General features: G+C 70.1%; 30 protein-coding genes and 1 tRNA gene. 9 read left to right on the plus strand and 22 right to left on the minus strand.

What is annotated here, in order from left to right; genetic code table 11:
* Nucleotides 1-3 precede the first annotated feature (3 nt).
* The 5 genes from MME74_RS11640 to infC all read right to left on the minus strand — a co-directional run bounded on the left by MME74_RS11640 (nucleotide 4) and on the right by infC (nucleotide 2,916).
* Nucleotides 4-675 (minus strand): response regulator transcription factor, encoded by a 672-nt coding sequence (locus tag MME74_RS11640; protein WP_267415182.1) that lies wholly within the window; start codon nucleotides 673-675, stop codon nucleotides 4-6.
* Nucleotides 676-711: 36 nt separating this feature from the next.
* Nucleotides 712-1,524, minus strand: a complete 813-nt coding sequence (locus MME74_RS11645) for a TrmH family RNA methyltransferase (RefSeq protein WP_267415183.1) — start codon at nucleotides 1,522-1,524, stop codon at nucleotides 712-714.
* Nucleotides 1,525-1,608: 84 nt separating this feature from the next.
* Nucleotides 1,609-1,995 carry a 50S ribosomal protein L20 gene (gene rplT, locus MME74_RS11650; protein ID WP_045252681.1) on the minus strand — a complete coding sequence of 129 codons (387 nt, stop codon included), beginning with the start codon at nucleotides 1,993-1,995 and terminating at the stop codon, nucleotides 1,609-1,611.
* Between the two features lie 32 nt (nucleotides 1,996-2,027).
* On the minus strand, nucleotides 2,028-2,222 hold the full coding sequence (gene rpmI, locus MME74_RS11655) for a 50S ribosomal protein L35 (protein ID WP_017828564.1): 195 nt from the start codon (nucleotides 2,220-2,222) through the stop codon (nucleotides 2,028-2,030).
* Nucleotides 2,223-2,295: 73 nt separating this feature from the next.
* A complete protein-coding gene (gene infC, locus MME74_RS11660; protein ID WP_416383344.1) occupies nucleotides 2,296-2,916 on the minus strand; it encodes a translation initiation factor IF-3 in 621 nt (206 codons plus the stop codon).
* Nucleotides 2,917-3,171: 255 nt separating this feature from the next.
* On the opposite strand from infC, the gene MME74_RS11665 reads away from it, so the two are divergent.
* Nucleotides 3,172-3,570, plus strand: a complete 399-nt coding sequence (locus tag MME74_RS11665) for a DUF1844 domain-containing protein (RefSeq protein ID WP_267415186.1) — start codon at nucleotides 3,172-3,174, stop codon at nucleotides 3,568-3,570.
* 159 nt (nucleotides 3,571-3,729) lie between these two features.
* Here MME74_RS11665 and MME74_RS11670 read toward each other — a convergent pair whose 3' ends face one another.
* The 6 genes from MME74_RS11670 to MME74_RS11695 form a co-directional block, all read right to left on the minus strand.
* Complete coding sequence (locus MME74_RS11670) at nucleotides 3,730-4,527, minus strand: SseB family protein (protein WP_267415187.1); 798 nt, start codon at nucleotides 4,525-4,527, stop codon at nucleotides 3,730-3,732.
* A complete protein-coding gene (gene priA, locus MME74_RS11675) occupies nucleotides 4,511-5,257 on the minus strand; it encodes a bifunctional 1-(5-phosphoribosyl)-5-((5-phosphoribosylamino)methylideneamino)imidazole-4-carboxamide isomerase/phosphoribosylanthranilate isomerase PriA (RefSeq protein ID WP_091030386.1) in 747 nt (248 codons plus the stop codon). The genes MME74_RS11670 and priA overlap by 17 nt, the downstream gene beginning before the upstream one ends.
* A 103-nt stretch (nucleotides 5,258-5,360) precedes the next feature.
* Nucleotides 5,361-5,996, minus strand: coding sequence for an imidazole glycerol phosphate synthase subunit HisH (gene hisH / locus MME74_RS11680; protein WP_267415189.1), 636 nt, complete (start codon nucleotides 5,994-5,996; stop codon nucleotides 5,361-5,363).
* Nucleotides 5,993-6,610 (minus strand): imidazoleglycerol-phosphate dehydratase HisB, encoded by a 618-nt coding sequence (gene hisB, locus MME74_RS11685; protein WP_267415190.1) that lies wholly within the window; start codon nucleotides 6,608-6,610, stop codon nucleotides 5,993-5,995. The genes hisH and hisB overlap by 4 nt, the downstream gene beginning before the upstream one ends.
* Complete coding sequence (locus tag MME74_RS11690; RefSeq protein ID WP_267415192.1) at nucleotides 6,607-7,701, minus strand: histidinol-phosphate transaminase; 1,095 nt, start codon at nucleotides 7,699-7,701, stop codon at nucleotides 6,607-6,609. Before MME74_RS11690 ends, hisB begins: the two co-directional genes overlap by 4 nt.
* A gap of 46 nt (nucleotides 7,702-7,747) precedes the next feature.
* A complete protein-coding gene (locus MME74_RS11695; protein ID WP_267415194.1) occupies nucleotides 7,748-8,116 on the minus strand; it encodes a LysM peptidoglycan-binding domain-containing protein in 369 nt (122 codons plus the stop codon).
* 288 nt (nucleotides 8,117-8,404) lie between these two features.
* On the opposite strand from MME74_RS11695, the gene lexA reads away from it, so the two are divergent.
* Nucleotides 8,405-9,091: a transcriptional repressor LexA gene (lexA, locus tag MME74_RS11700; protein WP_267415195.1), complete on the plus strand. Its 687-nt coding sequence runs from the start codon at nucleotides 8,405-8,407 to the stop codon at nucleotides 9,089-9,091.
* 101 nt (nucleotides 9,092-9,192) lie between these two features.
* A complete protein-coding gene (locus tag MME74_RS11705) occupies nucleotides 9,193-11,073 on the plus strand; it encodes a S9 family peptidase (RefSeq protein ID WP_267415196.1) in 1,881 nt (626 codons plus the stop codon).
* 9 nt (nucleotides 11,074-11,082) lie between these two features.
* Here MME74_RS11705 and smpB read toward each other — a convergent pair whose 3' ends face one another.
* The 3 genes from smpB to ftsE all read right to left on the minus strand — a co-directional run bounded on the left by smpB (nucleotide 11,083) and on the right by ftsE (nucleotide 13,646).
* The gene (gene smpB, locus MME74_RS11710; RefSeq protein WP_021199784.1) at nucleotides 11,083-11,559 is read right to left on the minus strand and encodes an SsrA-binding protein SmpB; all 477 of its coding nucleotides are present in this window, start codon (nucleotides 11,557-11,559) and stop codon (nucleotides 11,083-11,085) included.
* 63 nt (nucleotides 11,560-11,622) lie between these two features.
* Nucleotides 11,623-12,537, minus strand: a complete 915-nt coding sequence (gene ftsX / locus MME74_RS11715; RefSeq protein WP_267415197.1) for a permease-like cell division protein FtsX — start codon at nucleotides 12,535-12,537, stop codon at nucleotides 11,623-11,625.
* A complete protein-coding gene (gene ftsE / locus MME74_RS11720; protein WP_267415198.1) occupies nucleotides 12,534-13,646 on the minus strand; it encodes a cell division ATP-binding protein FtsE in 1,113 nt (370 codons plus the stop codon). The genes ftsX and ftsE overlap by 4 nt, the downstream gene beginning before the upstream one ends.
* Before the next feature lie 198 nt (nucleotides 13,647-13,844).
* Between ftsE and MME74_RS11725 the strand changes: the two genes are divergently transcribed.
* Both MME74_RS11725 and MME74_RS11730 read left to right on the plus strand, forming a co-directional pair.
* Nucleotides 13,845-14,810 (plus strand): DUF2510 domain-containing protein, encoded by a 966-nt coding sequence (locus MME74_RS11725; protein WP_267415199.1) that lies wholly within the window; start codon nucleotides 13,845-13,847, stop codon nucleotides 14,808-14,810.
* Nucleotides 14,811-14,835: 25 nt separating this feature from the next.
* Nucleotides 14,836-15,867: a DUF2510 domain-containing protein gene (locus MME74_RS11730; RefSeq protein ID WP_267415200.1), complete on the plus strand. Its 1,032-nt coding sequence runs from the start codon at nucleotides 14,836-14,838 to the stop codon at nucleotides 15,865-15,867.
* A 48-nt stretch (nucleotides 15,868-15,915) separates the two neighbouring features.
* On the opposite strand, the gene prfB is transcribed toward MME74_RS11730, so the two are convergent.
* Complete coding sequence (prfB, locus tag MME74_RS11735; RefSeq protein WP_267415201.1) at nucleotides 15,916-17,025, minus strand: peptide chain release factor 2; 1,110 nt, start codon at nucleotides 17,023-17,025, stop codon at nucleotides 15,916-15,918.
* A 123-nt stretch (nucleotides 17,026-17,148) separates the two neighbouring features.
* Here prfB and MME74_RS11740 point away from each other — a divergent pair, with 123 nt between their 5' ends.
* Nucleotides 17,149-18,387: an MFS transporter gene (locus MME74_RS11740; RefSeq protein WP_267418571.1), complete on the plus strand. Its 1,239-nt coding sequence runs from the start codon at nucleotides 17,149-17,151 to the stop codon at nucleotides 18,385-18,387.
* Between the two features lie 157 nt (nucleotides 18,388-18,544).
* Nucleotides 18,545-19,270: a hypothetical protein gene (locus tag MME74_RS11745; RefSeq protein WP_267415202.1), complete on the plus strand. Its 726-nt coding sequence runs from the start codon at nucleotides 18,545-18,547 to the stop codon at nucleotides 19,268-19,270.
* Nucleotides 19,271-19,438: 168 nt separating this feature from the next.
* Here MME74_RS11745 and MME74_RS11750 read toward each other — a convergent pair whose 3' ends face one another.
* From MME74_RS11750 to MME74_RS11780, 7 genes are all read right to left on the minus strand, one after another.
* Nucleotides 19,439-19,852, minus strand: a complete 414-nt coding sequence (locus tag MME74_RS11750) for a pilus assembly protein TadG-related protein (RefSeq protein ID WP_267415204.1) — start codon at nucleotides 19,850-19,852, stop codon at nucleotides 19,439-19,441.
* Nucleotides 19,849-20,304 carry a TadE family protein gene (locus tag MME74_RS11755; protein ID WP_267415205.1) on the minus strand — a complete coding sequence of 152 codons (456 nt, stop codon included), beginning with the start codon at nucleotides 20,302-20,304 and terminating at the stop codon, nucleotides 19,849-19,851. Before MME74_RS11755 ends, MME74_RS11750 begins: the two co-directional genes overlap by 4 nt.
* Nucleotides 20,273-20,629 (minus strand): TadE/TadG family type IV pilus assembly protein, encoded by a 357-nt coding sequence (locus tag MME74_RS11760; protein ID WP_267415206.1) that lies wholly within the window; start codon nucleotides 20,627-20,629, stop codon nucleotides 20,273-20,275. The genes MME74_RS11755 and MME74_RS11760 overlap by 32 nt, the downstream gene beginning before the upstream one ends.
* A gap of 46 nt (nucleotides 20,630-20,675) precedes the next feature.
* A complete protein-coding gene (locus MME74_RS11765; RefSeq protein WP_267415207.1) occupies nucleotides 20,676-20,855 on the minus strand; it encodes a hypothetical protein in 180 nt (59 codons plus the stop codon).
* Nucleotides 20,856-20,926: 71 nt separating this feature from the next.
* Nucleotides 20,927-21,865: a type II secretion system F family protein gene (locus MME74_RS11770; RefSeq protein WP_267415208.1), complete on the minus strand. Its 939-nt coding sequence runs from the start codon at nucleotides 21,863-21,865 to the stop codon at nucleotides 20,927-20,929.
* The gene (locus MME74_RS11775) at nucleotides 21,862-22,719 is read right to left on the minus strand and encodes a type II secretion system F family protein (RefSeq protein ID WP_267415209.1); all 858 of its coding nucleotides are present in this window, start codon (nucleotides 22,717-22,719) and stop codon (nucleotides 21,862-21,864) included. The genes MME74_RS11770 and MME74_RS11775 overlap by 4 nt, the downstream gene beginning before the upstream one ends.
* Nucleotides 22,716-23,903 carry a CpaF family protein gene (locus MME74_RS11780; RefSeq protein WP_267415211.1) on the minus strand — a complete coding sequence of 396 codons (1,188 nt, stop codon included), beginning with the start codon at nucleotides 23,901-23,903 and terminating at the stop codon, nucleotides 22,716-22,718. The genes MME74_RS11775 and MME74_RS11780 overlap by 4 nt, the downstream gene beginning before the upstream one ends.
* A gap of 178 nt (nucleotides 23,904-24,081) precedes the next feature.
* Here MME74_RS11780 and MME74_RS11785 point away from each other — a divergent pair, with 178 nt between their 5' ends.
* Both MME74_RS11785 and MME74_RS11790 read left to right on the plus strand, forming a co-directional pair.
* Nucleotides 24,082-24,267: a hypothetical protein gene (locus tag MME74_RS11785; RefSeq protein ID WP_267415212.1), complete on the plus strand. Its 186-nt coding sequence runs from the start codon at nucleotides 24,082-24,084 to the stop codon at nucleotides 24,265-24,267.
* A 74-nt stretch (nucleotides 24,268-24,341) separates the two neighbouring features.
* Nucleotides 24,342-24,423 (plus strand) — tRNA-Leu (locus MME74_RS11790).
* Nucleotides 24,424-24,458 lie beyond the last annotated feature (35 nt).

Here is a 24,458-nt window from a genome sequence, read left to right on the forward strand (position 1 = left end):
GGCTCAGGAACCAGCGAGCCGGTAGCCGACACCGCGGACGGTCTCGATGATCCCGCGGGATCCGGTCTTCTTCCGGATCGCACCGACGTGCACCTCGAGAGAGTGTCCGAAGCCGCGCCAATCGGTGTTCCACACCTCGCGGATCAGGCGTTCCTTCGGCACCGCGACCCCCGGATACCGGGCGAGCACCGCGATGATGTCGAACTCCTTGCGGGTGAGCTCGATGGGGGCACCGGCCACGAGCACCTGGCGTGCCACCAGATCGATCTGCAGGCCTCCGTCGAGCAGCTGCACCCGGGCGTCGGACTCGGGGCGGATCGGCCGCGAGCGGCGCGTCACCGCCTCGATCCTGGCGAGGAGCTCGTGCACGTCGTACGGCTTCACCACGAAGTCGTCGGCACCCGCGCGCAGCCCCTTGATGCGCTCGGCCACCTGGTTGCGGGCCGTGACGATCACGATCGGGACCTCGGAGCGCCCTCGGATGCGACGGCACAGGTCGACGCCGTCGATGTCGGGGAGACCGAGATCGAGGAGGACCACCTCGGTGTCGGCACCGAGCAGGTCCAGCGCGGACGCACCGTCCGGCGCCCGGACCGTGGCATAGCCCGATCGTGCGAGGAAGGCCTCGAGCGCGCCGGCCACCCGGTCGTCGTCTTCGACGATCAGAATCCTCATCGACTCCGCTTCCCGCTTCCTTCGTCGGCTCGAACGTCAGCCGAGCGATGCCGCCCGCTGTGCGAACGCACTTTCGTAGAGGCACACGCTGGCGGCCGTCGCCAGGTTCAGGGACTCGGCGCGACCGAAGATGGGCAGCCGCAGCACCTGGTCGGCGAGGGCGAGCGCATCGTCCTCCAGACCGCGGGCCTCGTTGCCGAAGAGCCAGCCGGTCGGCTCGGCGAGCACGCCCTCCGCACGGGCCTTCAGCAGGTCGTCGCCCTTCACGTCCGCTGCGAGGATGTGCAGACCCGCCGCATGCGCGCGCTTCACGACATCCGCGAGGTCTCCTCCGACGGAGACCGGGAGGTGGAACAGCGACCCGGTCGTCGCGCGCACGACCTTCGGGTTGTACGGGTCGACCGTGCGGCCGGTCAGCACGACGGCATCCGCTCCGGCCGCGTCCGCGGCCCGGATGATCGTGCCGAGGTTGCCGGGGTCGCGGACCTCCTCGCAGATCGCCACCAGGCGCGGCGAGGCGTCGAAGATGTCGCGCACCGACGTCGGCGTCTGCTGGACCACGGCGACCAGGCCCTGCGGGGTGACCGTGTCCGCCATCGCGTTGAGCACGTACTCGGTCACGTACTCGACATCGATCTCGGCCTCGGCGGCTTTCGCCCGGATGTCGGGATGCCGCTCCCAGCCGTTCGGCGTCGCGAACAGCTCCACGATCGCCTCCGGGCGATACGTGAGAGCCTCACGGACGGACTGCGGACCTTCGAGAAGGAACAGCCCGGTCTCGGTCCGCGCGCTGCGCTTGGTCAGCTTCGCGACGGCTCGGACTCGGGGCGAACGGGGGTTCTCCAGCACGATCACAGTCTAGGGTCACGCCGGGTGCCGGATACGCGAAACGGGCGCCTTCCCGAAGGAAGACGCCCGTAGGAAGCGAGATGCTTACGCAGCCGACTTCGGCGCGTTGACGTCGGAGGGCAGAGCCTTCTTCGCCGTCTCGACCAGCGTCGTGAACGTCGCCGCGTCGTTGACCGCGAGGTCGGCGAGCATGCGACGGTCGACCGTGACACCCGCGAGGCCGAGGCCCTGGATGAAGCGGTTGTACGTGATGCCGTTCTGGCGAGCCGCAGCGTTGATGCGCTGGATCCAGAGGCGGCGGAAGTCGCCCTTGCGCTTGCGACGGTCCCGGTACGAGTAGACCAGGGAGTGGATGACCTGCTCCTTGGCCTTCCGGTAGAGGCGCGAACGCTGTCCGCGGTAACCGGATGCGCGCTCGAGGATGACCCGGCGCTTCTTGTGGGCGTTTACTGCCCGCTTGACTCTTGCCATTTTCCTGTGTTCCTATTCGTGCGTCGGGCGCGTCAGCGGCCGAGAAGCTTCTTCGCGACCTTGGTGTCAGCCTTCGAGAGCACCTGGTCCTGGTTCAGACGACGGGTGCGACGGCTCGACTTGTGCTCGAGGTTGTGGCGCATCCCGGCCTGCTGCTTCTTCAGCTTTCCGCTGCCGGTGATCTTGAAGCGCTTCTTAGCACCCGAGTGGGTCTTCTGCTTCGGCATCTTCTCTTCCTTCGTATGGCGCCTTCTCAGGCGACGGTGTCAACCCGCGGTGCGGGAGTTCTGGGGGCGGATGTCACTCCGCCGGAGCTGCGGCAGGGGCGTCGCTCTTCGCCTCGCGGGCGGCCTGCTTCTTGTCGGCACGCTGTGCGTCGCGGACGGCGTTCTGCTCCTGCTTGGCCTCGGACTTGCTCTTCAGCGGAGCGACGACCATGACCATGTTGCGACCGTCGATGGTCGGGTTCGACTCGACCGTGCCGAACTCGGCGACGTCCTCGGCGAACTTGCGCAGCAGACGCACACCCTGCTCGGGACGCGACTGCTCGCGACCGCGGAACAGGATCATGGCCTTGACCTTGTCACCGGCCTTGAGGAAGCCCTCGGCGCGCTTGAGCTTGGTCGTGTAGTCGTGAGCCTCGATCTTCAGACGGAAACGGACTTCCTTGAGGATCGTGTTCGCCTGGTTGCGGCGAGCTTCCTTTTCTTTCTGGGCGGCCTCGTACTTGAACTTGCCGTAGTCCATGATCTTGACGACAGGCGGCTTCGAGTTGGGGGCGACCTCGACGAGGTCGAGATCTGCTTCCTGCGCGAGGCGCAGTGCCGCCTCGATGCGGACGACGCCGATCTGCTCACCCGCGGGGCCGACGAGGCGGACCTCGGGGACGCGGATGCGCTCATTGGTACGGGGATCGCTGATGCGGAACTCCTTAGACGATGTGATTCGGCCACCGTGACGCTGTCTGCATCACGGGCGAAATCGGAATCGTCCCCGCCCACCGGCATTCAGACGCCGGCTCCGCACCCTTCCTGCCGGGTCCGTTCTGCGAACGGAGCCGGTGGAGTGCAAGACCCGGTAGCCTTGAACGGCAAGCGCGGGTGGGAAGTGAATCCTCTTTCGATCCGGAGCATGACGCTCCGAAGCCCGCCAAAGTCTAACAGAAAGCAAGGCGAAGTGACGAACCAGGCACCGGACGAGGCTGCACGCGAGCGCGAAGAGCGCTGGGCACGTCAGGAGGAGGCCGCATCGTCGGCCACCCGAGACATCGCCGATGTACCCGCTGTCGAGGTGATCACCACCGCCGCCGTGCACCTCATGAGCGCGGCCGCCGTCAAGCTCGGCCTCGCCGACGATCCCGACGCCGCGGCACAGCTCGACCTCGACGAGGCACGCAAGCTCATCAACGCCCTCGCCGGGCTCATCACCGCCGGCGCACCGGAGATCAGCGACATGCACGCGCGCTCGCTGCGCGACGGACTCCGGTCCCTGCAGCTCGCCTTCCGCGAGGCCTCCACGATCCCGGACCCGATCGGCAAGGGTCCGGGCGAGAAGTGGACCGGTCCGGTCAACTAGGCCGGGCGAGGACCAGCGGGTCGGCGGTCGAGGGACCGCCGCGGGGGCATCCGAGTGCGTCCCCTCGATCGACTGCTCGGACTCGTGGATGAGGGTTCCCTCTGCGTCGAAGAGGCGGATCTCGACGACGTCCGCGACGTCCCTGCCGTAGCGAAGCGCTCAGGCGCTGCGGCGGAGCTTCACCGTGAGGGAATCCGCGAGCACCGCGATCCGGTCATCGGACGCCCAGCGCTGAGCGAGACGGGACAGCACGGCGTCGAGCACCTCGCGCTCCAGGCCGTCGACGAGCTCCAGGATCACGATCAGCTCCGGACCGCGCAGGCGCGCGTCGGGGTCTCCCGCGGCGACGGACACGTCGATCACGGCGAGTTCGTGCGCCACGCTCTCCTGCAGGGCGGTGAAGACCTCGGTAGAGAGGAAGCTCGGCTCCCAGGCATGCTCCTGAGCGATCGCCCAGACCGCGGGACGCCGGAAGACGAACTCGGTCTCGGACGTCGGGTCGAGCACGATCAGGTCGGTGTCCTCGGCGGACGCCGCCAGCGCGGCACGGAGCGCCTCCACGGGGATCGGGCGTGCCGTGGGGTCCCACTTCTGCATCGCCTCAACGGAGGAGAACACCGGCTGCACGCGTCGGCCATCAGGCGCGGCGACCGTGACGATCGACAGCTCCTGCGTCTTGTCGACGGCGAGACCGCTCGGTGCGATGCCCTCCTCGCCCTTCTCGGCGATCAAGGGGATCAGCACCCGCGCGGAGCGGAAGGCGTCGACGACCTCCACCTGACTGCCCTCGCCCGCACGGAAGCGCAGCAGCGCGGCCAGCAGAGCCGGGTCGGCGGAGCCGTCGTCCGCGGCGTGCGGGTTCGACTCGAAGCTGCGTCCCTCCCAGGGGACACCGGCCGAGTCGCCGTGGTTGTGCGATTCGGGCCCGCAGGCGTGCGGGTCAGTCTCCTGCGACATCCAGCGCCTCCGCCAGCGTGAACGCTCCGGCGTAGAGGGCCTTGCCGACGATGGCGCCCTCGACGCCCAGCGGCACCAGCTCGCGGAGCGCGGCGATGTCGTCGAGGTTGGAGATGCCGCCGGAAGCGACGACCGGCTTCGGCGTGCGCGAGGTCACCTCACGCAGGAGCTCGAGGTTCGGGCCGCGGAGCGTGCCGTCCTTGGTGACGTCGGTGACGACGTAGCGGCTGCAGCCGGCATCCTCCAGACGGTCGAGCACCTCCCAGAGATCCCCGCCCTCCTTGGTCCAACCACGGGCGGCGAGCGTCGTGCCGCGCACGTCGAGACCCACGGCGATCGCCTCGCCGTACCGGCCGATCACGTCGGCGGCCCACTCGGGGTTCTCGAGCGCCGCGGTGCCGAGGTTGATGCGCGTCGCGCCGCTCTCGAGTGCCGCTTCCAGCGTCGCGTCGTCGCGGATGCCGCCGGAGAGCTCGATGTTGACGCCCTTGAACTGCTTGATGACCTTGCGGAGGATCGGCGCGTTGCTGCCACGGCCGAAGGCGGCGTCGAGGTCGACCAGGTGGATCCACTTCGCGCCCTGCGCAGCCCACTCCCCCGCGGCGTCCAGCGGGTCGCCGTAGCTCGTCTCGGTTCCGGCCTCGCCCTGGGTCAGGCGGACCGCCTTGCCCCCGGCGACGTCGACCGCGGGAAGGAGCGTGAGCGAGGGGGACTGCGCGAAGTCGTTCATGGGGTCCTTGTATCGGGAAGGTCGGCGGCCCGGTGCGGGCACGAGAACCGAGGGTAGCCCGCCGGAGGGCGGGGGACAAAACGGATGACGCCTGAGCGCGAGGTCAGAGACTCCCCACCCAGTTGCGCAGCAGCTGGATGCCGGCATCCCCCGACTTCTCGGGGTGGAACTGGGTCGCCGACAGCGGGCCGTTCTCGACGGCCGCGAGGAACGGGTCCCCGTACGTCGTCCAGGTGAGCGCGGGCTCGGGGAACGGAGGGATGACGTCGAGTTCCCACGACTGCGCGGCATAGGAGTGCACGAAGTAGAAGCGCTCGTGCTCGATGCCCCGGAAGAGGACGCTGTTCGCCCCCGGCTCGACCGTGTTCCAGCCCATGTGCGGCAGTACCGGGGCATTCAGCTCGGTGACCGCTCCCGGCCACTCGCCGAGGCCCGCGGTGTCATGACCGCGCTCGACGCCGTGTTCGAACAGCACCTGCATGCCGACGCAGATCCCGAGCACCGGACGGCCACCGGCCAGCCGACGGTCGATGATCTCGTCTCCGCCGTGCGCGAGCAGTGCATCGCGGACCGCCTGGAACGCGCCGACGCCGGGGACCAGGAGGCCATCGGCCTCGAAAGCCTCCTTGCGGTCCCGTGTGAGCACGGCATCCGCTCCGGCGGCGACGAGCGCCTTGACCGCGGAGTGGACGTTGCCCGACTCGTAGTCGAAGACCGCGACGCGGGGACTGCTGCTCACAGCGCACCCTTGGTCGACGGGATGCCGTCGACGAGGGGGTCGAGGGCCTTGGCCTGCCGGAACGCCCGGGCGAACGCCTTGTACTCGGCCTCCGCGATGTGGTGCGGGTCGCGGCCGCCGAGCACGCGGACGTGCACGGTCAGCGCGGCGTTGAAGGTGATGGCCTCGAAGGAGTGGCGCACCAGCGAACCCGTGAAGTGCCCGCCGATGAGGTGGTGCTCGAAGCCCGCCGGCTCCCCGGTGTGCACGAGGTAGGGGCGGCCGGAGATGTCGACGACCGCCTGCGCGAGAGCCTCGTCGAGCGGGACGAGGGCGTCGCCGTAGCGCGAGATGCCGGACTTGTCGCCGAGCGCTTCGAGGATCGCCTGACCCAGCACGATCGACACGTCCTCGACGGTGTGGTGTGCGTCGATGTTCGTGTCGCCCGAGGCACGGACCGTCAGGTCGGTCAGCGAGTGCTTCGCGAACGCGGTGAGCATGTGGTCGAAGAAGGGCACCGAGGTGTCGATGCGGCTCGCACCGGTGCCGTCGAGGTTCAGCTCGAGCTCGACGGTGGACTCCGACGTGCTGCGCACGCGGCTCGCGGTGCGCGGGGTCAGTGCGGGGGTGCTCATGAAGCCGATCCTATCGAGGCCAGTGCGTCCAGGAATGCGGTGGTCTCGGCCTCGGTGCCGGCGCTCACCCTGAGGTGACCGGGGATGCCGACATCGCGCACGAGCACGCCCCGATCGAACAGCTGCTGCCAGGTCGCCTTCGGGTCGGCGACCCCGCCGAACAGCACGAAGTTCGACCACGACTCATGCGGCGTGTAGCCGAGAGCCTCGAGCGTCGCCGTGATCCGATCGCGCTGCTCGATGATCTCCTCGACCATCCCGAGCATCACGTCGGCGTTGCGCAGCGCCGCCACGGCAGCCGCCTGCGTGAGCGCGCTCAGGTGATACGGCAGGCGCACCAGACGCAGCGCGTCGATGAAGGCCGGGTCGGCCGCGAGGTAGCCGACCCTGGCTCCGGCGAAGGCGAACGCCTTGCTCATGGTGCGGGACACCGCGAGGCGGGGGCGGCCCTCGAGCAGGGTCAGAGCAGAGACCGCGTCGTGCGGAGCGAACTCCTGGTAGGCCTCGTCGACGATCACGATGCCGCGAGCAGCCTCGTAGACGGCCTCGATGACGTCGAGGCCGAGCGGCGTGCCCGTCGGATTGTTGGGCGAGCAGAGGATGACCACGTCGGGGTCGGCGGCGCGGACCTGCTCCGCCGCTTCCTCCGGGGTGATCGTGTAGTCGGGCTGCCGGGTGCCCGCGATCCAGCGGGCACCGGTCCCCTGCGCGATCAGCGGGTACATCGAGTACGTGGGCGCGAAGCCGAAGGCGGTTCGGCCGGGACCCCCGAAGGCCTGCAGGATGTGCTGGAGGACCTCGTTGGAGCCGTTGCCCGCCCAGATCTGCTCGGCGGAGACGCCGTGGCCCAGGTAGTCGGCGAACGCCTCGCGCAGCGCGGTGAACTCCCGGTCCGGGTAGCGGTTGACCTCGTGGATCGCGACGGCGATGTCGTCGAGGATGTCGCTCGCGACGGCATCCGGAATCGGATGCGTGTTCTCGTTCACGTTGAGCGCGATCGGGAGCGGCGCCTGCGGTGCTCCGTACGGAGTCAGTCCACGAAGATCGTCACGCAACGGCAGATCATTGAGGGAGAGGGTCACCCTTCCCATGTTAAGCCGCTCGTCGAGCGGATGACGCAAAGTTGCCGCGGGCGGCTCAGTTCCCGTACTGAGCCGGGATCGCGAGCTCCTGACCGATCTGGAGACCGCCGCCGCGCAGCAGGTTCATCCGGCTGATGTCGCCGATGACGTCGCGCGGGTCGGCGTCGGGAGCGACCGAGGTCGCGATCGACCACAGCGTGTCCCCCGGCATGACCGTCACGGTCTCGATGCTCGCCGCCGGCGCGTCCGACCCGGAGGCGATCGCGCTGCCCCCGCTGAGGGCGGCGAAGGCGATACCAACGGCGAGGGGCACGGAGGCGAACGCCAGCAGCACGGCCCGACCTCGCATCGTCAGCCGGAGACGCGTGGTCGGACGGGCCGACGCCGGGATGACTGCTGCGGTGCTGAAGCTGATGCTGCTCATGTCGTGCTCCTTAGCCTGTCCCGAAGCGGGGAAGCCCCGGGGAAGTTGGCGTAGCGTTCGCATTCGCGTCTCGGCCGGGAGCCGTGAATGCGAAGCTACGTACCGAAGATATCTTCGAGTTCGAATATCTGTCAAGTATTCTTCGAAACCACCTCCGAAAATCGGCCGACACGCTCGAACAGATCTTCCAGATCCGGTCGATTCTCGGATACGGTTTCGATAAGAACACCCCACCACGGGCCTCCGACATTCGAAGAGGGACGTCGGATCACGCACTTAAGGAGCACCATGAGCGAGAACTCTGCCCCCGAGTCGGAGGCACCGCGGACGCGCCGGCGCAAGAGCCTGAGCCCCAAGCAGATGGCGATCCTCGAGGTCATCCAGAGCTCGATCGCGAACCACGGCTACCCGCCGAGCATGCGCGAGATTGGCGATGCCGTCGGCCTCAAGTCGCTCTCCAGCGTGACCCACCAGCTCGGCCAGCTCGAGCTCAGCGGCTACCTGCGGCGCGACCCCGGCAAGACCAGGGCGATGGAAGTGCTCATCGACCTGCCCGGCACCAGCACAGAGAACCCCGCTGACGTCGCGACCCCGGTCGGCGACGCCGCGCTCGTGCCCCTGGTCGGGCGGATCGCGGCCGGAGTGCCGATCACCGCGGATCAGCAGGTCGAGGAGATCTTCCCCCTCCCGCGGCAGCTCGTGGGCAAGGGCGACCTGTTCATGCTCAAGGTCTCCGGCGAGTCGATGATCGACGCCGCCATCTGCGACGGGGACTGGGTCGTCGTCCGCTCGCAGAGCAACGCCGAGAACGGTGAGATCGTCGCCGCGATGCTCGACGGCGAGGCCACGGTCAAGGTGCTGCGTCGCCGCGACGGGCACACCTGGCTCCTCCCCCGCAACTCGGCCTTCGAGCCCATCCTCGGCGATGAGGCCGTGGTGCTCGGCAAGATCGTGGCGGTGCTCCGCGCGGTCTGACCCGTCAGGAACGACGAAGGCCCTCCCGGAGCTCCGGGAGGGCCTTCGTCGTCCCGGGCACGAGTGTGACGCCGCGTGCCGTCGGCCCATAGGCTCGAAGCATGTCGTCGTCCCCGTACGGTTCCTGGTCCTCGCCCTTCTCCGCCGCGTCCGTCGCGGCTTCCTCCCCCCGCATCGACGGTGCGCGCTTCGTCGGCGCGGAGATCTGGTGGGGCGAGTCGGTCCCGGCCGAGAAGGGGCGCGTGACCGTGCGGAGCTCCTCCGGCGCCGAGATCCTCCCCGCCCCCTGGAGTGCGCGCTCCCGGGTGCACGAGTACGGCGGCGGCGCCTGGACGGCCGATGCCGACGGCACGCTGTACTTCGTCGACGCGGGCGACCAGCGCGTGCATCGCCTGGCCTCCGGCGACGTTCCCGTGCCCCTCACACCGCCCGGGCCCTCTCACGGTGGTCTGCGCGTGCAGGACGGCCGTCTGCTGGCGGTGCGCGAAGACCTGTCGACGACCCCGCACACGCGCGCGATCGTCGAGATCCCGATCGACGGCTCCGCCTCCGAAGACCCGACGGCTGTGCGAGTGATCGCGCAGGGAGACGGGTTCTTCGCCCACCCCGCACTCTCCCCCGACGGGACCCGCGCCGCCTGGGTGGCGTGGGAGCGCGGACGGATGCCGTGGGAAGACGCCCGCGTGCAGATCGCCGAGGTCGATGGCGGGCACCCGCACACGGTCCCGTCGCGGACGGCGCTGCAGCCCGAGTGGACGAGCGACACGGAGCTGCTCTTCGCCGACGCACCCTACGACCGCTGGGAGCTGTACCGCGTGACGGTCGACGGCGTCGAGCCCTCCGGCGCTCCGCAGCCGCTCGCCCCCGCCGACGCGCCGGCGGACGCCGACACCGGCTACGGCCTCTGGGTGCTCGGCAACCGCTGGTTCCGTCCCCTCGACGACGGACGCATCGTCGCCGTCCGCACGAACGGCCGCGACGAGGTCGTGGTCCTCGACGACAACGGCGGCACGGCGCTGGTCGACCTCCCCGCCGATGGACACGTGAGCGTGGACGATGTGGACGGGACGCGCGTGCTCCTCTCCGGGAACGGCTCCCGCGTCGCACCGGGACTCTGGTGCGTCGACACCGACTCCGGAGAGGTCTTCGCGGTGCGCGGCGGCGAGCCCGTCGGTCCGCAGTGGATGCCCCCTGCCCTGTCGATCGAGGTCGACGGTCCGCACGGTGCCGTGCACGCCTTCGCATATCCCCCGGCCCATCCGGAGGCGACGGCGCCCGAAGACGAGCTCCCGCCCTACGTCGTGCTCGTGCACGGGGGGCCGACGGCCCACGTCACGGGCGCGACCTCTGCGGCGGTCGCCTTCTACACGAGCCGCGGCATCGGCGTGCTCGACGTGAACTACGGCGGGTCGACCGGATACGGCCGCGCCTACCGTGAGCGCCTGGACGGGCAGTGGGGCGTCGTCGACGTCGACGACGTGATCGCCGCCGCCCGCGGCCTCGCCGACGCCGGGCTCGCGGATCCCGCCCGCATCGCGATCCGCGGCGGATCGGCCGGCGGATGGACCGTGCTGTCCGCGCTGGTCCGCGGAGGGACCTTCGCCGCCGGGATCAGTCGCTACGGCGTCGCCGACCTGCGGATGCTGGCCGCCGAGACGCACGACTTCGAGGCGTCCTACCTCGACGGCCTGGTCGGACCGCTCCCCGAGTACGAGCACGTGTACATCGAGCGCTCACCGCTGACGCATGCCGATCGCATCGACGTCCCCGTGCTGCTGCTGCAAGGCGGCGAGGACCGGGTGGTGCCGCCGTCGCAGTCCGAGGCGATCCGCGATGCACTCGCGGCGCGCGGCATCGATCACGAGTACGTGCTGTATCCGACGGAGGGACACGGATTCCGCAGCGCCGAGTCGATCGTCGATGCGCTGGAGCGCGAGCTGACGTTCCTCGGTCGCGCGTTCGGCTTCGAACCGCGGCTGTGACGACCGGGACTACTCCCCCACGCGGTTGCGCAGACGCATGGCGCGGTCGGCCTCGCGGGTGTCCTGACGCTCGCGCAGGGTCTGCCGCTTGTCGTACTCGCGCTTGCCCTTCGCCAGAGCGATCTCGACCTTGGCGCGACCATCGGAGAAGTACAGCTTCAGCGGGATGAGCGTGTATCCGCCCGCCGACACGGCGTGCGCGATCTTGGCGATCTCCTCGCGGTGCAGCAGCAGCTTGCGGATGCGCTTGGCCGAGTGGTTCGTCCAGTGCCCCTGCGAGTACTCCGGGATGTGCACCGAGTCGAGGAAGACCTCGTTGCCCTTGACGAAGGCGTATCCGTCGCTGAGGTTGGCGCGCCCCTGGCGCAGTGACTTGACCTCGGTGCCGGTGAGCACCATCCCCGCTTCGTACGACTTCTCGATCGTGTAGTCGTGACGTGCGCGACGATTGGTCGCGACGACCTTCTCTCCGCGTTCCCTGGGCATGATGCTCTCCTGTTGCCGTGATGAGCTCGATCGATCGTTCCGACCGAGCAGCCTTTCAGGCTATCAGGTACGGAGCCAGCGTCGGATCGCGAAGCCGGCGGAGAGCGCGGCGAGCACGATGCCGATGCCGATCAGGACCGGCACCACCAGGGCGGCGTCCTGCATCGTCACCCAGGTCGTGATGAACGGCACCCGTCCTCGCAGGTACCCGTTCACGCCGAAGTGCACGCCCGCGACGACCGCGGCGCTGGCGAACGCCGACCCGAGGAACGCGGCGAACACGCCCTCGAGGACGAAGGGGGTCTGGATGAAGCGGTTCGAGGCGCCGACCAGGCGCATGATGCCGATCTCCTTGCGGCGCGCGTATGCCGACAATCGGATGGTCGTGCCGATGAGCAGGGTCGCGGCGATGAGCATCAGGACGGCGATGCCGACCGCGATGTAGGTCGCGACCGTCAGAGCGGAGAAGAGAGGTTCGAGGTATTGCAGCTGGTCCTTGACCTGCTCGACGCCGGCCTGGCCGCTGAACGCCTCGGCGAGCACCTGCGACTGACCGGGGTCCTTCATCGTGACGAAGAAGACCTCGAACGCCTGGTCGGGCGTGAGCACGCTCGCCTGGTCCTCACCGAGCTGTTCGACGAGCTTGGCGTAGGTCTCCTCCTTGGTGTCGAACGTGATCGAGCTGATGAGAGGCGCCAGGGCGTCCCCCTCCAGCTGAGCGCGGACGGCGGCGACCTGCTCCTCGCTCGCCGCGCCGTCGACACAGGTGTCGGATTCCGAGACGGCCGAGCACATGTACACCGCCACCTGGGCACGCTCGGCCCAGTAGCCGCGCATGACGCCGATCTGGCCCTGCATCAGGATCGCCGCACCCACGAAGGTCAGCGACACGAAAGTGACCAGCACGACGGAGATGACCATCGAGATGTTGCGCCGAAGCCCACCCAGGGCCTCGGTCAGGATGAGACCGATTCTCATGAGGTCGGGCCCACTTCCTCGTCGTCTTCGTCGGACAGTCCGAGGCGGTCCGCGACGCCGAGCTCCGCGACGTCGACCGTCGGCAGGGTGATCGGGTGCGTGCGCGGCCGGACGACGGCGGGGGGTTCGACCACGGCGGGCGGCTCCACGATGTTCGCCGGGTCGTCGACGTCCCGCGGCTGCTCCGGGGGCTCCACGGTGCGCGGGGGCTCCACGGTGCGCGGCGCCGGGGCATCCTCGCCCGTGGCGGCGACGGGCTCGGCAGCGGGCGCGGCGGCCTTGCGCTGCGTGCTGAGCTCTTCGGCGAGGGCGGCACGGACCACGGAGAGATCCGCGGTCTGCCGCTGCACCTCCTGCACCGCGGTGAGGGCCGCGGCGGCCGCAGCTCCCCGCACCTCCTCGGGCACCAGGCGCGGGATGTTCGAGGTGTCGCCGTATCCGCCGTGCACCTCGTCGCGCACCATCTCCCCGTCGCGCAGCTCGATCACGCGGCGCTGCATCTGGTCGACGAAGCCGGCTTCGTGCGTGGCCATCAGGACGGTGGTGCCGCCCGCGTTGATGCGGGCGAGGAGCTGCATGATGTCGACGGACGTGGCCGGGTCGAGGTTTCCGGTCGGCTCGTCGGCGAGCAGCACCTGCGGACGGTTCACGAGCGCGCGGGCGATCGCGACGCGCTGCTGCTCACCACCGGAGAGCTCGTGCGGCATCCGCTTCTGCTTCCCGTCGAGCCCGACGAGTGCGAGCGCCTCCGGCACGGCCTGCTGGATGAACCCGCGCGACGAACCGGTCACCTGGAGCGTGAAGGCCACGTTCTGGTAGACGGTCTTCGACGGGAGCAGACGGAAGTCCTGGAACACCGAGCCGATGTGGCGCCGGAAGTAGGGCACCTTGCGGTTGGCGAGCGAGCGCAGGTCTCGACCGAGCACGGCGACGCGTCCCGCAGTGGGCACGTCTTCGCGCAGGATCAGGCGCAGACAGGAGGACTTGCCGGAGCCCGAGGCACCGACGAGGAAGACGAACTCCCCGCGCTGCACCTCGAAGTCGACACCGGAGAGGGCGGGCTTCGACGTCCCGCGGTAGCGTTTCGTGACGTTCTCGAACCGAATCATGGCTGTTCGAGCCTAAGCGCGGGCCCTCCCCTTGCCGCGAGCGACACCCCGCGCGGTGTGTCCTCTGCGGACGTCCTCGGGCGACGGGATGGGGATTGCTCCCCATCCCGAGTCCACCGGCGCGTCCCCGTGCACTGATATACAGGAAGCTGCCCGTCGCGCGGACAGCGCGACGGAGAGACTTCGAGGGGGACCCTGATGACGACACCTGCCGGTTGGTACGACGACGGATCCGGACGCCAGCGGTGGTGGGACGGACAGCAGTGGACGGAGAACTTCGCCCCGGAGACGGGCACGCCCGAGTCCGCAGCGACCGAGGCCGGGACGCCGGAATCAGCGGCCGACGTGGCAGCGACCGACGTGGCGGCAGGCGAGCCGGCAGCAGCCGAGCCGGCAGCAGCCGACCAGGCCGCCGTCGAGTCGCAGACCTCCGCCTACCCCACCTACCCGGTGGCGGATTCCGCGCAGCCCGCTGCCGGATACCCGGGGGCCGCGTCGGCCTATCCCGGCGCCGGCGCGCCGGCGGGCTACCCGGCGACCTCCTCCTACGCGCAGCAGCCCGTCCCGGAGGGGCCCAAGAAGCTCTCGATCCTCGGACTGGTCGGCCTCGGCCTGTCGGTTCTCGGAGCCATCCTGGTGTTCATCCCGGTGGTCGGCTTCGTCGGGTTCATCCTGCTCGCCGCGGGCTTCGTCGTCTCGATCGTCTCGCTCTTCCTCAAGGGCAAGAAGTGGCCGGGGATCGCCGGTCTCAGCCTGGCGGTCGTCGGCACGATCATCGGCATCATCATGGCGTTCGTCTACCTCTTCGCCATCGCGCAGGGCGTGAGCAGCGAGATCGACAACCTACCCAGCTCCTCGCCGTCGATCGAGGCGACCGAGCCGAGCGACACCGACGGCACGGATGGCGCCGACGACGGCGTCCGGCCGACCACGGCGGAGGTCGCCGTCGGCCTGACCGCGATCCTGACCGCGGATGGCGCCGAGAACTACACCGAGGGACAGATCACGTGCCTCTCGGGCCTGCTGGTGGATTCCGATCTCGACAACTCGACCCTGCGCGCGATCGCCGAGAGCGACGGCACCCTCACGGATGTCGACGCGGCGTACGGCTTCGCCGAGGTGCTCGGCGACACCGAGGCCATCACCGCCTGCTTCGCCGGCTGACCCTCGGCGAAGCGGAACCCCTCTGATGACGACGCCTCCCGGGTGGTACGACGACGGCGCAGGAAGTCGACGGTGGTGGGACGGCGTGCAGTGGACCGCGCACGTCGTCACCGCCCCGGCGACGACCGCAGCAGAGTCGGCGACGGAACCGGCGGTGGTCGACGCCGCCCCTGAGGAGGCGTCGTCCGCTGCCGAGGAGGCGTCGTCTACCGCCGAGCCTGAGCCCGAGCCGTTCGCCCCGCCGTACCTGGCACCCTCCGCTGCGCCGATCGCGCCCGCGAGCATGCCGCAGGCCGGCGTCGCATGGGCATCGGCACCGGCATCCGCATACGGCGCTCCGTGGGCGGCGCCCGCACCGGTCCCCGCCCCGGCACCGGGAGTGTCCGTGCTGGGGGTCGTGGGCCTGGCGGCCGTGGTCGTCGGCGTCGTGTGCGTGTGCATCCCGCTGATCACGATCGTCGGCTGGGGTCTCCTCGCCGTCGGGTTCGTGCTCTCGCTGGTCTCACTGTTCCTGCGGGGCCGCCGCTGCCCGGGCATCACCGGCATGGTGGTCGCAGTCGTCGGCGCGTTCCTCGCCCTCGCCGTGTCGCTCGTGGTCGGGCTGGTCTCCGCAGCGGCGGAAGATCGGGGTCTTCTCTCCGGTTCCGACGAGCGACCGCCTACCGACTCCTCCGCGATCGAGGGGGCCGAGATGGTCCCCTTCGCCGAGCTCGAGGTGGGCGACTGCATCCCCCTGTTCGATTACGGCGACGAGGAGGAGATCTCCGAGGTCCCCGTCGTGCCCTGCGACCTGCCGCACACGGACGAGGTGTACTTCATCTTCGACCTCGAGGACGGCGAGTTCCCCGGAGCCGACGTCGTGGAGGAGGCCGCCTGGGATCGCTGTCTCACGGAATTCGAGAGGTTCGTGGGCGTCTCCTACGAAGACTCCGCGCTGGACTTCTATCCGTACTGGCCCACGGAGGGCTCGTGGATCGGCGCGGACGACCGCACCGTGCAGTGTGTCGCCGTCAGCTACGACGACGTGACCGGGACCCTTCGCGACGCGGGGTACTGACACCACACGAAGAAGGCCCCGGAGAGATCCGGGGCCTTCTTCGTGGACTCAGTCCTCGATCTTGCGCTTGCGCCAGCGGATGCCCGCGGAGATGAAGTCGTCGAGGTCGCCGTCGAACACGGCGGCCGGGTTTCCCGACTCCTGCCCGGTGCGGAGATCCTTCACCAGCTGCTGGCCGTAGAGGAAGTAGGAGCGCATCTGGTCGCCCCAGCTCGCGGTGATGTTGCCCGCGAGCTCCTTCTTCTTCGCCGCTTCCTGCTCCTTCTGCAGCAGCAGGAGTCGGGTCTGCAGCACGCGCATGGCGGCGGCGCGGTTCTGGATCTGCGACTTCTCGTTCTGCATCGAGACGACGATGCCGGTCGGGAGGTGCGTCAGGCGGACGGCGGAGTCGGTCGTGTTGACCGACTGACCGCCAGGGCCCGAGGAGCGGAACACATCCACGCGGATGTCGTTCTCCGGGATGTCGACCTCGGTGGCCTCTTCCATCAGCGGGATGACCTCGACCGCCGCGAACGACGTCTGGCGCTTGTCGGCGGAGCCGAACGGGCTGATGCGGGCGAGGCGGTGCGTGCCGGCCTCGACCGAGATGGTGCCGAAGGCGTAGGGCGCGTCGATCTCGAAGGTCGCGGACTTGATGCCGGCGCCCTCTGCGTAGGACGTGTCCATGACCTTGACGGGGTACTTGTGCCGCTCGGCCCAGCGCAGGTACATGCGCATGAGCATCTCGGCGAAGTCGGTGGCGTCGTCGCCACCCGCGCCGGAGCGGATCGTGATGATCGCCGCGCGCTCGTCGTATTCGCCGTCGAGAAGCGTCTGCACCTCGAGCTGGTTGATGAGGTCGGTGAGCGCGGCGAGCTCGGTGCGCGCCTCCTGCGCGGAGTCCTCGTCCTCCATCTCGTTGGCGAGGCCCACGAGCACTTCGAGGTCGTCGAGACGCTGAGCGATCCCGGTGATGCGGGCGAGCTCGGACTGACGGTGGCTGAGGGCGCTGGTCACCTTCTGCGCGTTCTCGGTGTCGTCCCAGAGGTCGGGGGCACCGGCCTCCTCGCTGAGACGCGCGATGTCGTCGCGGAGACGGGAGACATCGACGACCTCGCTGATGTCGCCGAAGGTGTGCCTGAGCGCCTGGATTTCGGCGGAGAGATCTAGTTCGAGCATGACACCTCAGCCTAACGTGCCGTCTGCCCGCGCGGGGACCCCGCACGAAGGAGCCCTCCGCACGAGGAGTAGCGTGAAGGCGTGAGCAGCAGTGCATCGTCGGTCCTCAAGCAGTTCGGGCCCATGGTGTATCTGCCGACGATCCTCTTCTCCCTCGGTGAGGGCGCCGTCATCCCGCTCATCCCGGTGCTCGCCGCGTCGATGGGCGCCGATGTCGCGTTCGCGGCGCTCGTCGCCTCGGCGCTCGTGGTCGGGCAGCTGTGCGGCAACCTCCCCGCCGGATGGGCCGTGGGACGGATCGGCGAGCGCCTCACGATGGTGATCGCGGGCGTGATCGCGATCGCCGCCGCCGTGGGCATGGTGCTCGCCCCGAGTCTCGGTGTCCTGGCGGCCTCGGTCTTCCTCCTCGGGATCTGTGCGGCGGCCTTCGGCCTCGCCCGGCACGCCTTCATGACCACGCGGGTGCCGGTGGCGTTCCGTGCGCGCTCGCTCTCGCTGCTCGGTGGCAGCTTCCGCCTCGGCATCTTCATCGGTCCCTTCGTCGCCGCCGGACTCCTGCAGCTCTTCGGCAGCGAGAGCGCGGCGATCTGGTTCTTCCTCGGATGCCTGGTCGTCATGGTCGTGCTCGTCCTGTTCGGCCCCGACCCGGAGAAGACGATCCCTCCGATCACCCCGACGACCCGCGAGCGCTTCGTCGAGGACTCCGGCGAGGCGGTCAGCGGATCCATCCCGACGATCGAACGAGCGGGCATCTTCCAGACGATGTGGCGCCAGCGGTCGGTGCTCGGCCGGCTCGGACTGGCCGCCGCCTCCCTGTCGGCGGTGCGGTCGGCACGGCAGGTGGTCCTCCCGCTGTGGGGACTGTCGCTGGGACTCGACGCGTCCACCATCGCGCTCGTCGTCGGCATCTCAGGAGCGATCGACTTCGCGCTCTTCTACGCCAGCGGTCAGGTGATGGATCGCTTCGGACGGCTGTGGGCGGCGATGCCCGCCATGGTGCTGATGGGCGCGGGCTTCCTCGCGCTGTCGTTCACGCACGATCTCGACTCCGCGGTGCTGTGGTTCGGCATGTTCGCCGCCGTGCTGGGCGTCGGGAACGGACTGTCCAGCGGCATCCTGCTCACCCTCGGCGCGGATGTCGCCCCGAAACGCGAACCCGCGGCGTTCCTCGGCTCATGGCGTACGCTCACGGATGCCGGTGGCGCTGTCGCCCCGCTGCTCGTGTCCGCGATCACCGCTGTGGCGACGCTGTCCATCGCGGCCGGCGCGATGGGCGTGATCGGTCTCGTCGGCGCGGTCGGCTTCGTGCGGTGGATCCCGCGGTTCGTGCCGCGCGAGCGGCCGGAGGATCCCGCCGACTGAGCCTCGACGGGGCGCCTCCTCCCCCGCCGCCCGTCCGGGCAGGTGTGGCCGGTGCTGTCACATCTGGCCGTCCGGCGTCGGATCCGCTCCGACCGCTCGCCACGGACGGATCCGCGCGCCTACCGTGTCTCCGTACCTGACTCCGGGGGAGACGCAGATGCCCGATTCCACACCATCATCCGACAGCCGGCGCGGCCTCGATCGTCGCACCGTCCTCGTCACGGCCGCCTGGTCGGTGCCCGTCGTCGCGGCGGCGATCGCGACACCGCTCGCGGCCGCGAGCGGCGAACCGACGCGCACCGTCAGCGCTTCGAGCCGCGTCTCCGTGCCTCCGGCCGGCGATCCGACCTGGGACGACGAGCAGTACGGCGTGGGCAAGCTGCTCGTACCGTATTCGCCGGTCGTGCTGGGGCTCTCGTTCACGAACCTCGGCGACCCGCTGCAGGCCGGCGAGATCTACATCGAGGGTCTCCTGACCTCGGCCGCGAAGAACGCCGCGGGACAGGACCTCTTCCGGATCAGCGGTGCGAACAACAACAACTGGACCTTCGTGGCCACCGGCACCCCGCAGCACGCGGCGACCTCGACCGATGCGTCGTACCCGGTGTGGTTCCGCTACCAGCTGCCGCTGGCCACCGGGCAGACCTCGAGCACGGTGTACTTCACGCTGAATCCGACCGGTGCCGTCGCCGATCGGCGCTATGTCAACGGTGTGCTCCAGATCCCGGGACAGATCCTGTACTCGCGGGCGTACATCAACCCGGACCTGTCGACGATTCCCGCGGGCAGCGCCGTCGTGCCCGCCGAATTCGTCGCCTCCTGGTCGCGCGTACCCCTGCCCGGGGTCACCGACCATTTCCACATCGAGCCCGCCCCGGAGTGAGGCGCGGGACCCGACCCGTCTGGTCTTGCCCTCCAGGCCCCGGCCAGACGCCCCCAGTGAAGCGGCGGAGCCGCCCTTGCCACGCCTCGATCCCCGATGCGCCAGGGCTCTCCCCATGCGCGCCCCGCCGCTTCACGTCTTCCCGCGACACCATCGCCGCGGGGCCCGTCACCACAGCGCGGTGCGACTCGTGGCGGTCGACTCCAGGGCGACGCCGTCGGGCACGAACAGGGTGAGCAGCGGCGGGTGCCAGTCCGCGGTGACCGTGACCCGCGCCGAGACACCGTCCGGCGTACCGGCCCTGACGACCGCAGCCTCTCCCGGCAGCTCCGCCACCAGGGCGGTCGCCTGCTCCTCGACCCCGGCATCCGAGAGTGCGGCACGGACGGCTCCGTCGCCCGCGACGACCGTGAACCCGTCCGCTCCGGCGAGCGCGGCGGAGTCGGCGAGCGCGTCCAGCCGCTTCTGGGCGATGTAGAGGTCGGTGGCGCACACGCACACGAAGATCACCGCGAGGGCGAGGAGCACGTAGCCGAGCGTGAGCAGGAGGACACTGCCGTCCTCGCTCCCCCGGGACCTCACTCCTCTCCCCACAGCCGCGACATCTTCTGCACGGCGTCGGCCTGTACGGGGACCGCCGTCGGTCGATCGAGGCCGAGCATCTCCGGCATCAGAGGGAGGCGCACCCGCGTCGCGACGGTGACGAGGATGGTCGCTCCGGCGGAGGGGCATCCGGCGCCGGCCGGTGTGCAGGAGAGCGAGACATCCACCGCGGCGGCATCGAGGCCGTACTCCTCGACGACGGCCGCGAGCACCGCGTCACTCCGCGCCGATGCCGAGGAGGCGTCGGGTGCCTCGGCGATGACGCGGGCCATGTGGCGCGCTGCCGCCTCCGTGCCGAGAGTCTGCTCCTGGATCGTCCCGAGCGCGATCACGAGGTACACCAGCGGCACGAGGAGGATGACGCCGACCGCGATGAACTCGAGCGCCGCCGATCCCTCCTCATCGCTCGCCGAACGTCTCCACGGGAGCATGCGCTTCCACCTCCATCGCGAAAGGGACGCCGATCAGCCCGAGCAGCGGGAACGTCGTTCGGACGCGGACGTCGACGACCTCCCGCGGCGGCGCACCCGAGGTGCCGACCCGGATGTCCTCGGCGTAGGCGCCGCCGACCGCCCGGGAGATGACCTCGCGGGTGCGGTCGATCCCCTCCTGCGGGCTCGTGTCGGCCAGGGCCGCATGGTAAGCGCCCTCCACGGCCGCGTCATGGACCACATTGCGCACGTACACGGCGAGCGCCAGCTGGAGCACCGCGAGGGTGAGCGCCGTGAGCAGGGTCCCCACCAGCAGGAACTCCACCGGGCTGGAGCCCCGATCATCTGCGAGCGGGCGATCGCCGCGCACCTCAGAGCCCCGAGACCCGTTGGATCGCCTGCTCGAACAGGGACGTCAGCGCCGGTCCGGCGACAGCCCAGATGAGCACCACGAGGCCCGCCGTCATGAGTGTCACGAGCACCCAGCCGGGGACGTCACCCGCCTCGTCCTGCATCAGATTCCGGACTGTCGAGCGCGCGTGAGTGATCATCCGGCAAGTCTGCCCGGAGGCGCTCCTCCCGCCCCGGAGTTATCCACAGGCGCATCGCCGCGAGGTCGCCGTCAGCCGATCCCGAGGCGGAGGATGAACAGGCCGGGGTAGATCGCGAAGAGCACCGACAGCGGCAGGATCAGGAACACCAGCGGGAGGAGCATGAGGATCTCCTTCCGTCCGGCCTGCTCGATGAGCGTGCGCTTCGCATCCTCCCGGGCATCGCCCGCCTGCGCATGCAGCACCGCGGCGAGCGGCGCCCCGTGCTCGAGGGCGGCGATCACCTGGTCCACGGCACGCGACAGTCCGGGGAGCTGGAGGCGGGCGGCCATCTCCCCCAGCGCGTCGGCCAGGGGCGACCCGGTGCCGACAGCGAGCACCACCTGACGGAGCTCGGCCGTCAGCTCGCCGGAGCCGACGGCCGCCACCCGGCGCAGCGAGTCGAGGAATCCCTCACCGGCGGAGAGGCACAGCGCCAGGAACTCCAGGGTCGTCGGGAGTTCATCGGCGAGCCGGATCCGCCGGGCCCGGGCACGCGCCGAGAGCTGCATGTCGTAGGCCGCGGCCGCCAGCGCGCCGCACAGCAGCGGCATGATGCTGGTCGGGACGGAAAGCCGGCCCAGGAGCGCCAGCACGATGAGGAGGACGGCTCCCACACCGATGCCGGCGAGCGCCCAGCCGAGCTGTCGTCCGCGGAACGCCGCCGGTTCCCTCCTCAGCCCCGCCTGAGAGAGGCGTCGACGGAGTGCTTCTCCCCCGCCCAGCATCCGCTCGAATCCGTCCCGGGCGCCGTGCCACAGCGTGCGGGCGCTCGCGGGGAGCACGCCCGTCGCGGGGAGGATGCCGTGCGGCAGGCGCTCGTCCGACACGACGTCGCGCACATAGGGCCCGATCCGGACGGTCAGGGAAGCGGCCCGCCATCGCGGCAGCGCAGAGAGCATGCTCAGCTCCCCGACCGTGAAGGCACCACCGATCAGCACGGCCGCGGCGACGGCCGAGACGTCGTTCACCCGAACCACCGCCGCGGTTCGGGGAGCCGGCCGATGCGGACCATGATGTGGAACGCGACGACGGACACCGCGGCGCCCACGCAGATGACGACGACGCCCTCCGGGGTGCCGTACGCCGACGCTCCTTCGGGACGCATCACGAGCAGTCCGAGGATGACCCACGGCGCGATCGCCCCGAGGACCGCGGCGCCGCGGATCCAGGACTGCCGGGCCTCGACCTCGCCGCGCAGCGCGGCATCCGCACGGACCGAGGCGGAGAGGGAGCGGAGCACGCTGATCAGCTCGGTGCCACCGACCTGACGCGCCATACGCAGGGTCTCGGCGATCCGATCGCCGATGGGGTCGGCCAGCGTGGACTTCAGCCTGTCGAGGCTCGTCTCGAACCGCCCGCTCGCCCGGAGATCCCGCGCGAACACGAGGAACGCGGGTCGCAGCGCCGACGGTGCGGACTCGGCCAGACTCGCCACCGCGTCCGGGAGCGACAGTCCCACGCGGATGGACGCGATCAGGAGATCGCAGACATCGGGCCAGAGCTGCCGCCGCAGCCGTCGCAGTCGCAGTCGCCGTCCTCGCAGGAACGCGATCGGTGCGACGCCTCCCGCGACCCCGCTCAGCACCGCGAGCACGGCGAGACCGGTCAGGAGCCAGACGGCAGACGCGGCGATCAGGGCTGTGGCGATCACGATACCGATGAGCGCTCGCGACGGGAGGGCGTCGAGCCCCGCCTCCTCGATCAGACGGACCAGCCGCCCACGTCGGACGGTCCGCTCCTCGTCGCCCCGTGCCGGCCACATCCACGGGGACAGGCAGAGCAGCACGCCCGCCGCGAGCAGCGCCCCCACGAGGAACGTCATGATGCGACTCCGAGACGCCGATGATCGAGGTCCCCGGCGCGTGCGGCCGCCGTCGGGTCGAGGTAGGCGCGGCGGGTCTGGATGCGTCCGTCGACGAGTTCGCCGGTGGGGGCGATGATCTCCTGCACCTGTCGCTGCCCCGCGCGATCACGGGCGCAGTGCACGACGAGGTCGACGGACGACGCGAGGGCGGGGGCGATGAACGCGCGATCGATGTTGCGGCCGGCCAGCAGGGGCAGGATGCTGAGCTTCTCGAGCGCCTCCGTCGCCGAGTTCGCGTGCACCGTGCAGGCCCCCGGAACCCCGGTGTTGAGAGCGAGCACCAGGTCGAGCGCCTCCGCATCGCGCACCTCACCGACGACCAGCCGATCCGGTCGCATGCGCAGCGCTTCCTTCACCAGTCGTCGCAGGGTGATCTCCCCGGTGCCCTCGAGGCCGGCCTGACGTCCCTGCAGAGCCACCAGATCCGGGCCCTCCACCGCCAGCTCGAACGTCTCCTCGACCGTCACGATGCGCTGGGACGGGGCGCAGACGGCGAGCAGCGCTCCGAGCACCGTGGTCTTGCCGGCGTGCGTCGCACCGGACACGATCACCGTGCGCCCGTCGATCATCGCCGCCCGGAGCATCTCCGCCACCGCCCGCGGCATCATCCCCTGGTCCGTCAGGGCCTCGAGGGACCGGTACATCGGCAGGAACTTGCGGATGTTCACCGCCCAGGAGCCCCGCACGACATCGGCGATCGCGACGTGCAGGCGCGATCCGTCGGGCAGCGACGCATCCACGAACGGCTGGCTGATGTCGACGCGGCGCCCGGTGGACTGCAGCATCCGCTCCACGAGGTCGCGCACCGCGGTCTCGTCGAGGCGGAGCCCGGTCCGCTCCGCCACTCCGCCCCGCGCGACGTGGACGTGCCCCGTGCCGTTCAGCCAGATCTCCTCGATCCCGGGATCGTCGAGCAGGGGCTGCAGCGCCCCGAAGCCGCTGAGCGCGGCGAGCACGTCGCGCACGCACGCCGTCTCGTCCTCGATCAGCGCCTCACCGCGGGCGAGGGCGAGATCGTCGTAGCGGCGCACCTCGGCGTAGGTGATGCGCCGGGCGGCATCCGGATCGATCGAGGGATCGATGCCCTCCGCACGCAGGCGCAGCCGCACCCGCTCGGCGACCAGGAGGGAGGGATGACTCACACCCGCATCCTCGCAAGAATCCGTCACCCGCCCGTGAAGTTCTCCACAGCCCGCCGCGACACCTCGACACCACACCCCGCACCAGAGCGCAAGGGTGCAGACGCCGCGCCCGCTCCCTGCTGGACTCGACACCGCACGCACACATCCGCACGGCACGCACCCCAACGAAGGAGCACACATGTCCGATCCCACTCCCACTCCGACCGAGCCCGACGAGCCGTCCCCGCTCTTCCCGACCGAGCCGTCGGCTCCCCCCCCCGAGGAGCCCCTCGCGCCGCACCCCGAGGAGCCGCTCGCCCCGAACCCCGCGGAGCCTCTGGCCCCGAACCCGGAGGAGCCGCGCGTGCCGGGCCCGTACGCCTGACGACGATGCCGGCGCGAACTGCGGGCTGATCCCCAGATAGGAGGTTTCCGCGGTCAGTAGACTTGTTCCACCGCGCGGGAGTGGTGGAATTGGCAGACACGCAGGATTTAGGTTCCTGTGCCTCAGGGCGTGTGGGTTCAAGTCCCACCTTCCGCACGAGAGACGACGGTGCCTTCTTGGGGGTGCCGCGC

It is taken from the genome of Microbacterium oxydans (assembly GCF_026559675.1).
GTDB lineage: Bacteria > Actinomycetota > Actinomycetes > Actinomycetales > Microbacteriaceae > Microbacterium > Microbacterium oxydans_D.

Excerpts from the sequence above, each read along its gene's own strand:
- MME74_RS11640 (WP_267415182.1), bottom strand. The coding sequence starts at position 675 with ATGAGGATTCTGATCGTCGAAGACGACGACCGGGTGGCCGGCGCGCTC.
- rplT (WP_045252681.1), bottom strand. The coding sequence starts at position 1,995 with ATGGCAAGAGTCAAGCGGGCAGTAAACGCCCACAAGAAGCGCCGGGTC.
- rpmI (WP_017828564.1), bottom strand. The coding sequence starts at position 2,222 with ATGCCGAAGCAGAAGACCCACTCGGGTGCTAAGAAGCGCTTCAAGATC.
- MME74_RS11670 (WP_267415187.1), bottom strand. The coding sequence starts at position 4,527 with ATGTCGCAGGAGACTGACCCGCACGCCTGCGGGCCCGAATCGCACAAC.
- priA (WP_091030386.1), bottom strand. The coding sequence starts at position 5,257 with ATGAACGACTTCGCGCAGTCCCCCTCGCTCACGCTCCTTCCCGCGGTC.
- hisB (WP_267415190.1), bottom strand. The coding sequence starts at position 6,610 with ATGAGCACCCCCGCACTGACCCCGCGCACCGCGAGCCGCGTGCGCAGC.
- MME74_RS11690 (WP_267415192.1), bottom strand. The coding sequence starts at position 7,701 with ATGGGAAGGGTGACCCTCTCCCTCAATGATCTGCCGTTGCGTGACGAT.
- MME74_RS11695 (WP_267415194.1), bottom strand. The coding sequence starts at position 8,116 with ATGAGCAGCATCAGCTTCAGCACCGCAGCAGTCATCCCGGCGTCGGCC.
- lexA (WP_267415195.1), top strand. The coding sequence starts at position 8,405 with ATGAGCGAGAACTCTGCCCCCGAGTCGGAGGCACCGCGGACGCGCCGG.
- MME74_RS11705 (WP_267415196.1), top strand. The coding sequence starts at position 9,193 with ATGTCGTCGTCCCCGTACGGTTCCTGGTCCTCGCCCTTCTCCGCCGCG.
- smpB (WP_021199784.1), bottom strand. The coding sequence starts at position 11,559 with ATGCCCAGGGAACGCGGAGAGAAGGTCGTCGCGACCAATCGTCGCGCA.
- ftsX (WP_267415197.1), bottom strand. The coding sequence starts at position 12,537 with ATGAGAATCGGTCTCATCCTGACCGAGGCCCTGGGTGGGCTTCGGCGC.
- ftsE (WP_267415198.1), bottom strand. The coding sequence starts at position 13,646 with ATGATTCGGTTCGAGAACGTCACGAAACGCTACCGCGGGACGTCGAAG.
- MME74_RS11725 (WP_267415199.1), top strand. The coding sequence starts at position 13,845 with ATGACGACACCTGCCGGTTGGTACGACGACGGATCCGGACGCCAGCGG.
- MME74_RS11730 (WP_267415200.1), top strand. The coding sequence starts at position 14,836 with ATGACGACGCCTCCCGGGTGGTACGACGACGGCGCAGGAAGTCGACGG.
- prfB (WP_267415201.1), bottom strand. The coding sequence starts at position 17,025 with ATGCTCGAACTAGATCTCTCCGCCGAAATCCAGGCGCTCAGGCACACC.
- MME74_RS11740 (WP_267418571.1), top strand. The coding sequence starts at position 17,149 with ATGGTGTATCTGCCGACGATCCTCTTCTCCCTCGGTGAGGGCGCCGTC.
- MME74_RS11745 (WP_267415202.1), top strand. The coding sequence starts at position 18,545 with ATGCCCGATTCCACACCATCATCCGACAGCCGGCGCGGCCTCGATCGT.
- MME74_RS11755 (WP_267415205.1), bottom strand. The coding sequence starts at position 20,304 with ATGCTCCCGTGGAGACGTTCGGCGAGCGATGAGGAGGGATCGGCGGCG.
- MME74_RS11765 (WP_267415207.1), bottom strand. The coding sequence starts at position 20,855 with ATGATCACTCACGCGCGCTCGACAGTCCGGAATCTGATGCAGGACGAG.
- MME74_RS11775 (WP_267415209.1), bottom strand. The coding sequence starts at position 22,719 with ATGACGTTCCTCGTGGGGGCGCTGCTCGCGGCGGGCGTGCTGCTCTGC.
- MME74_RS11785 (WP_267415212.1), top strand. The coding sequence starts at position 24,082 with ATGTCCGATCCCACTCCCACTCCGACCGAGCCCGACGAGCCGTCCCCG.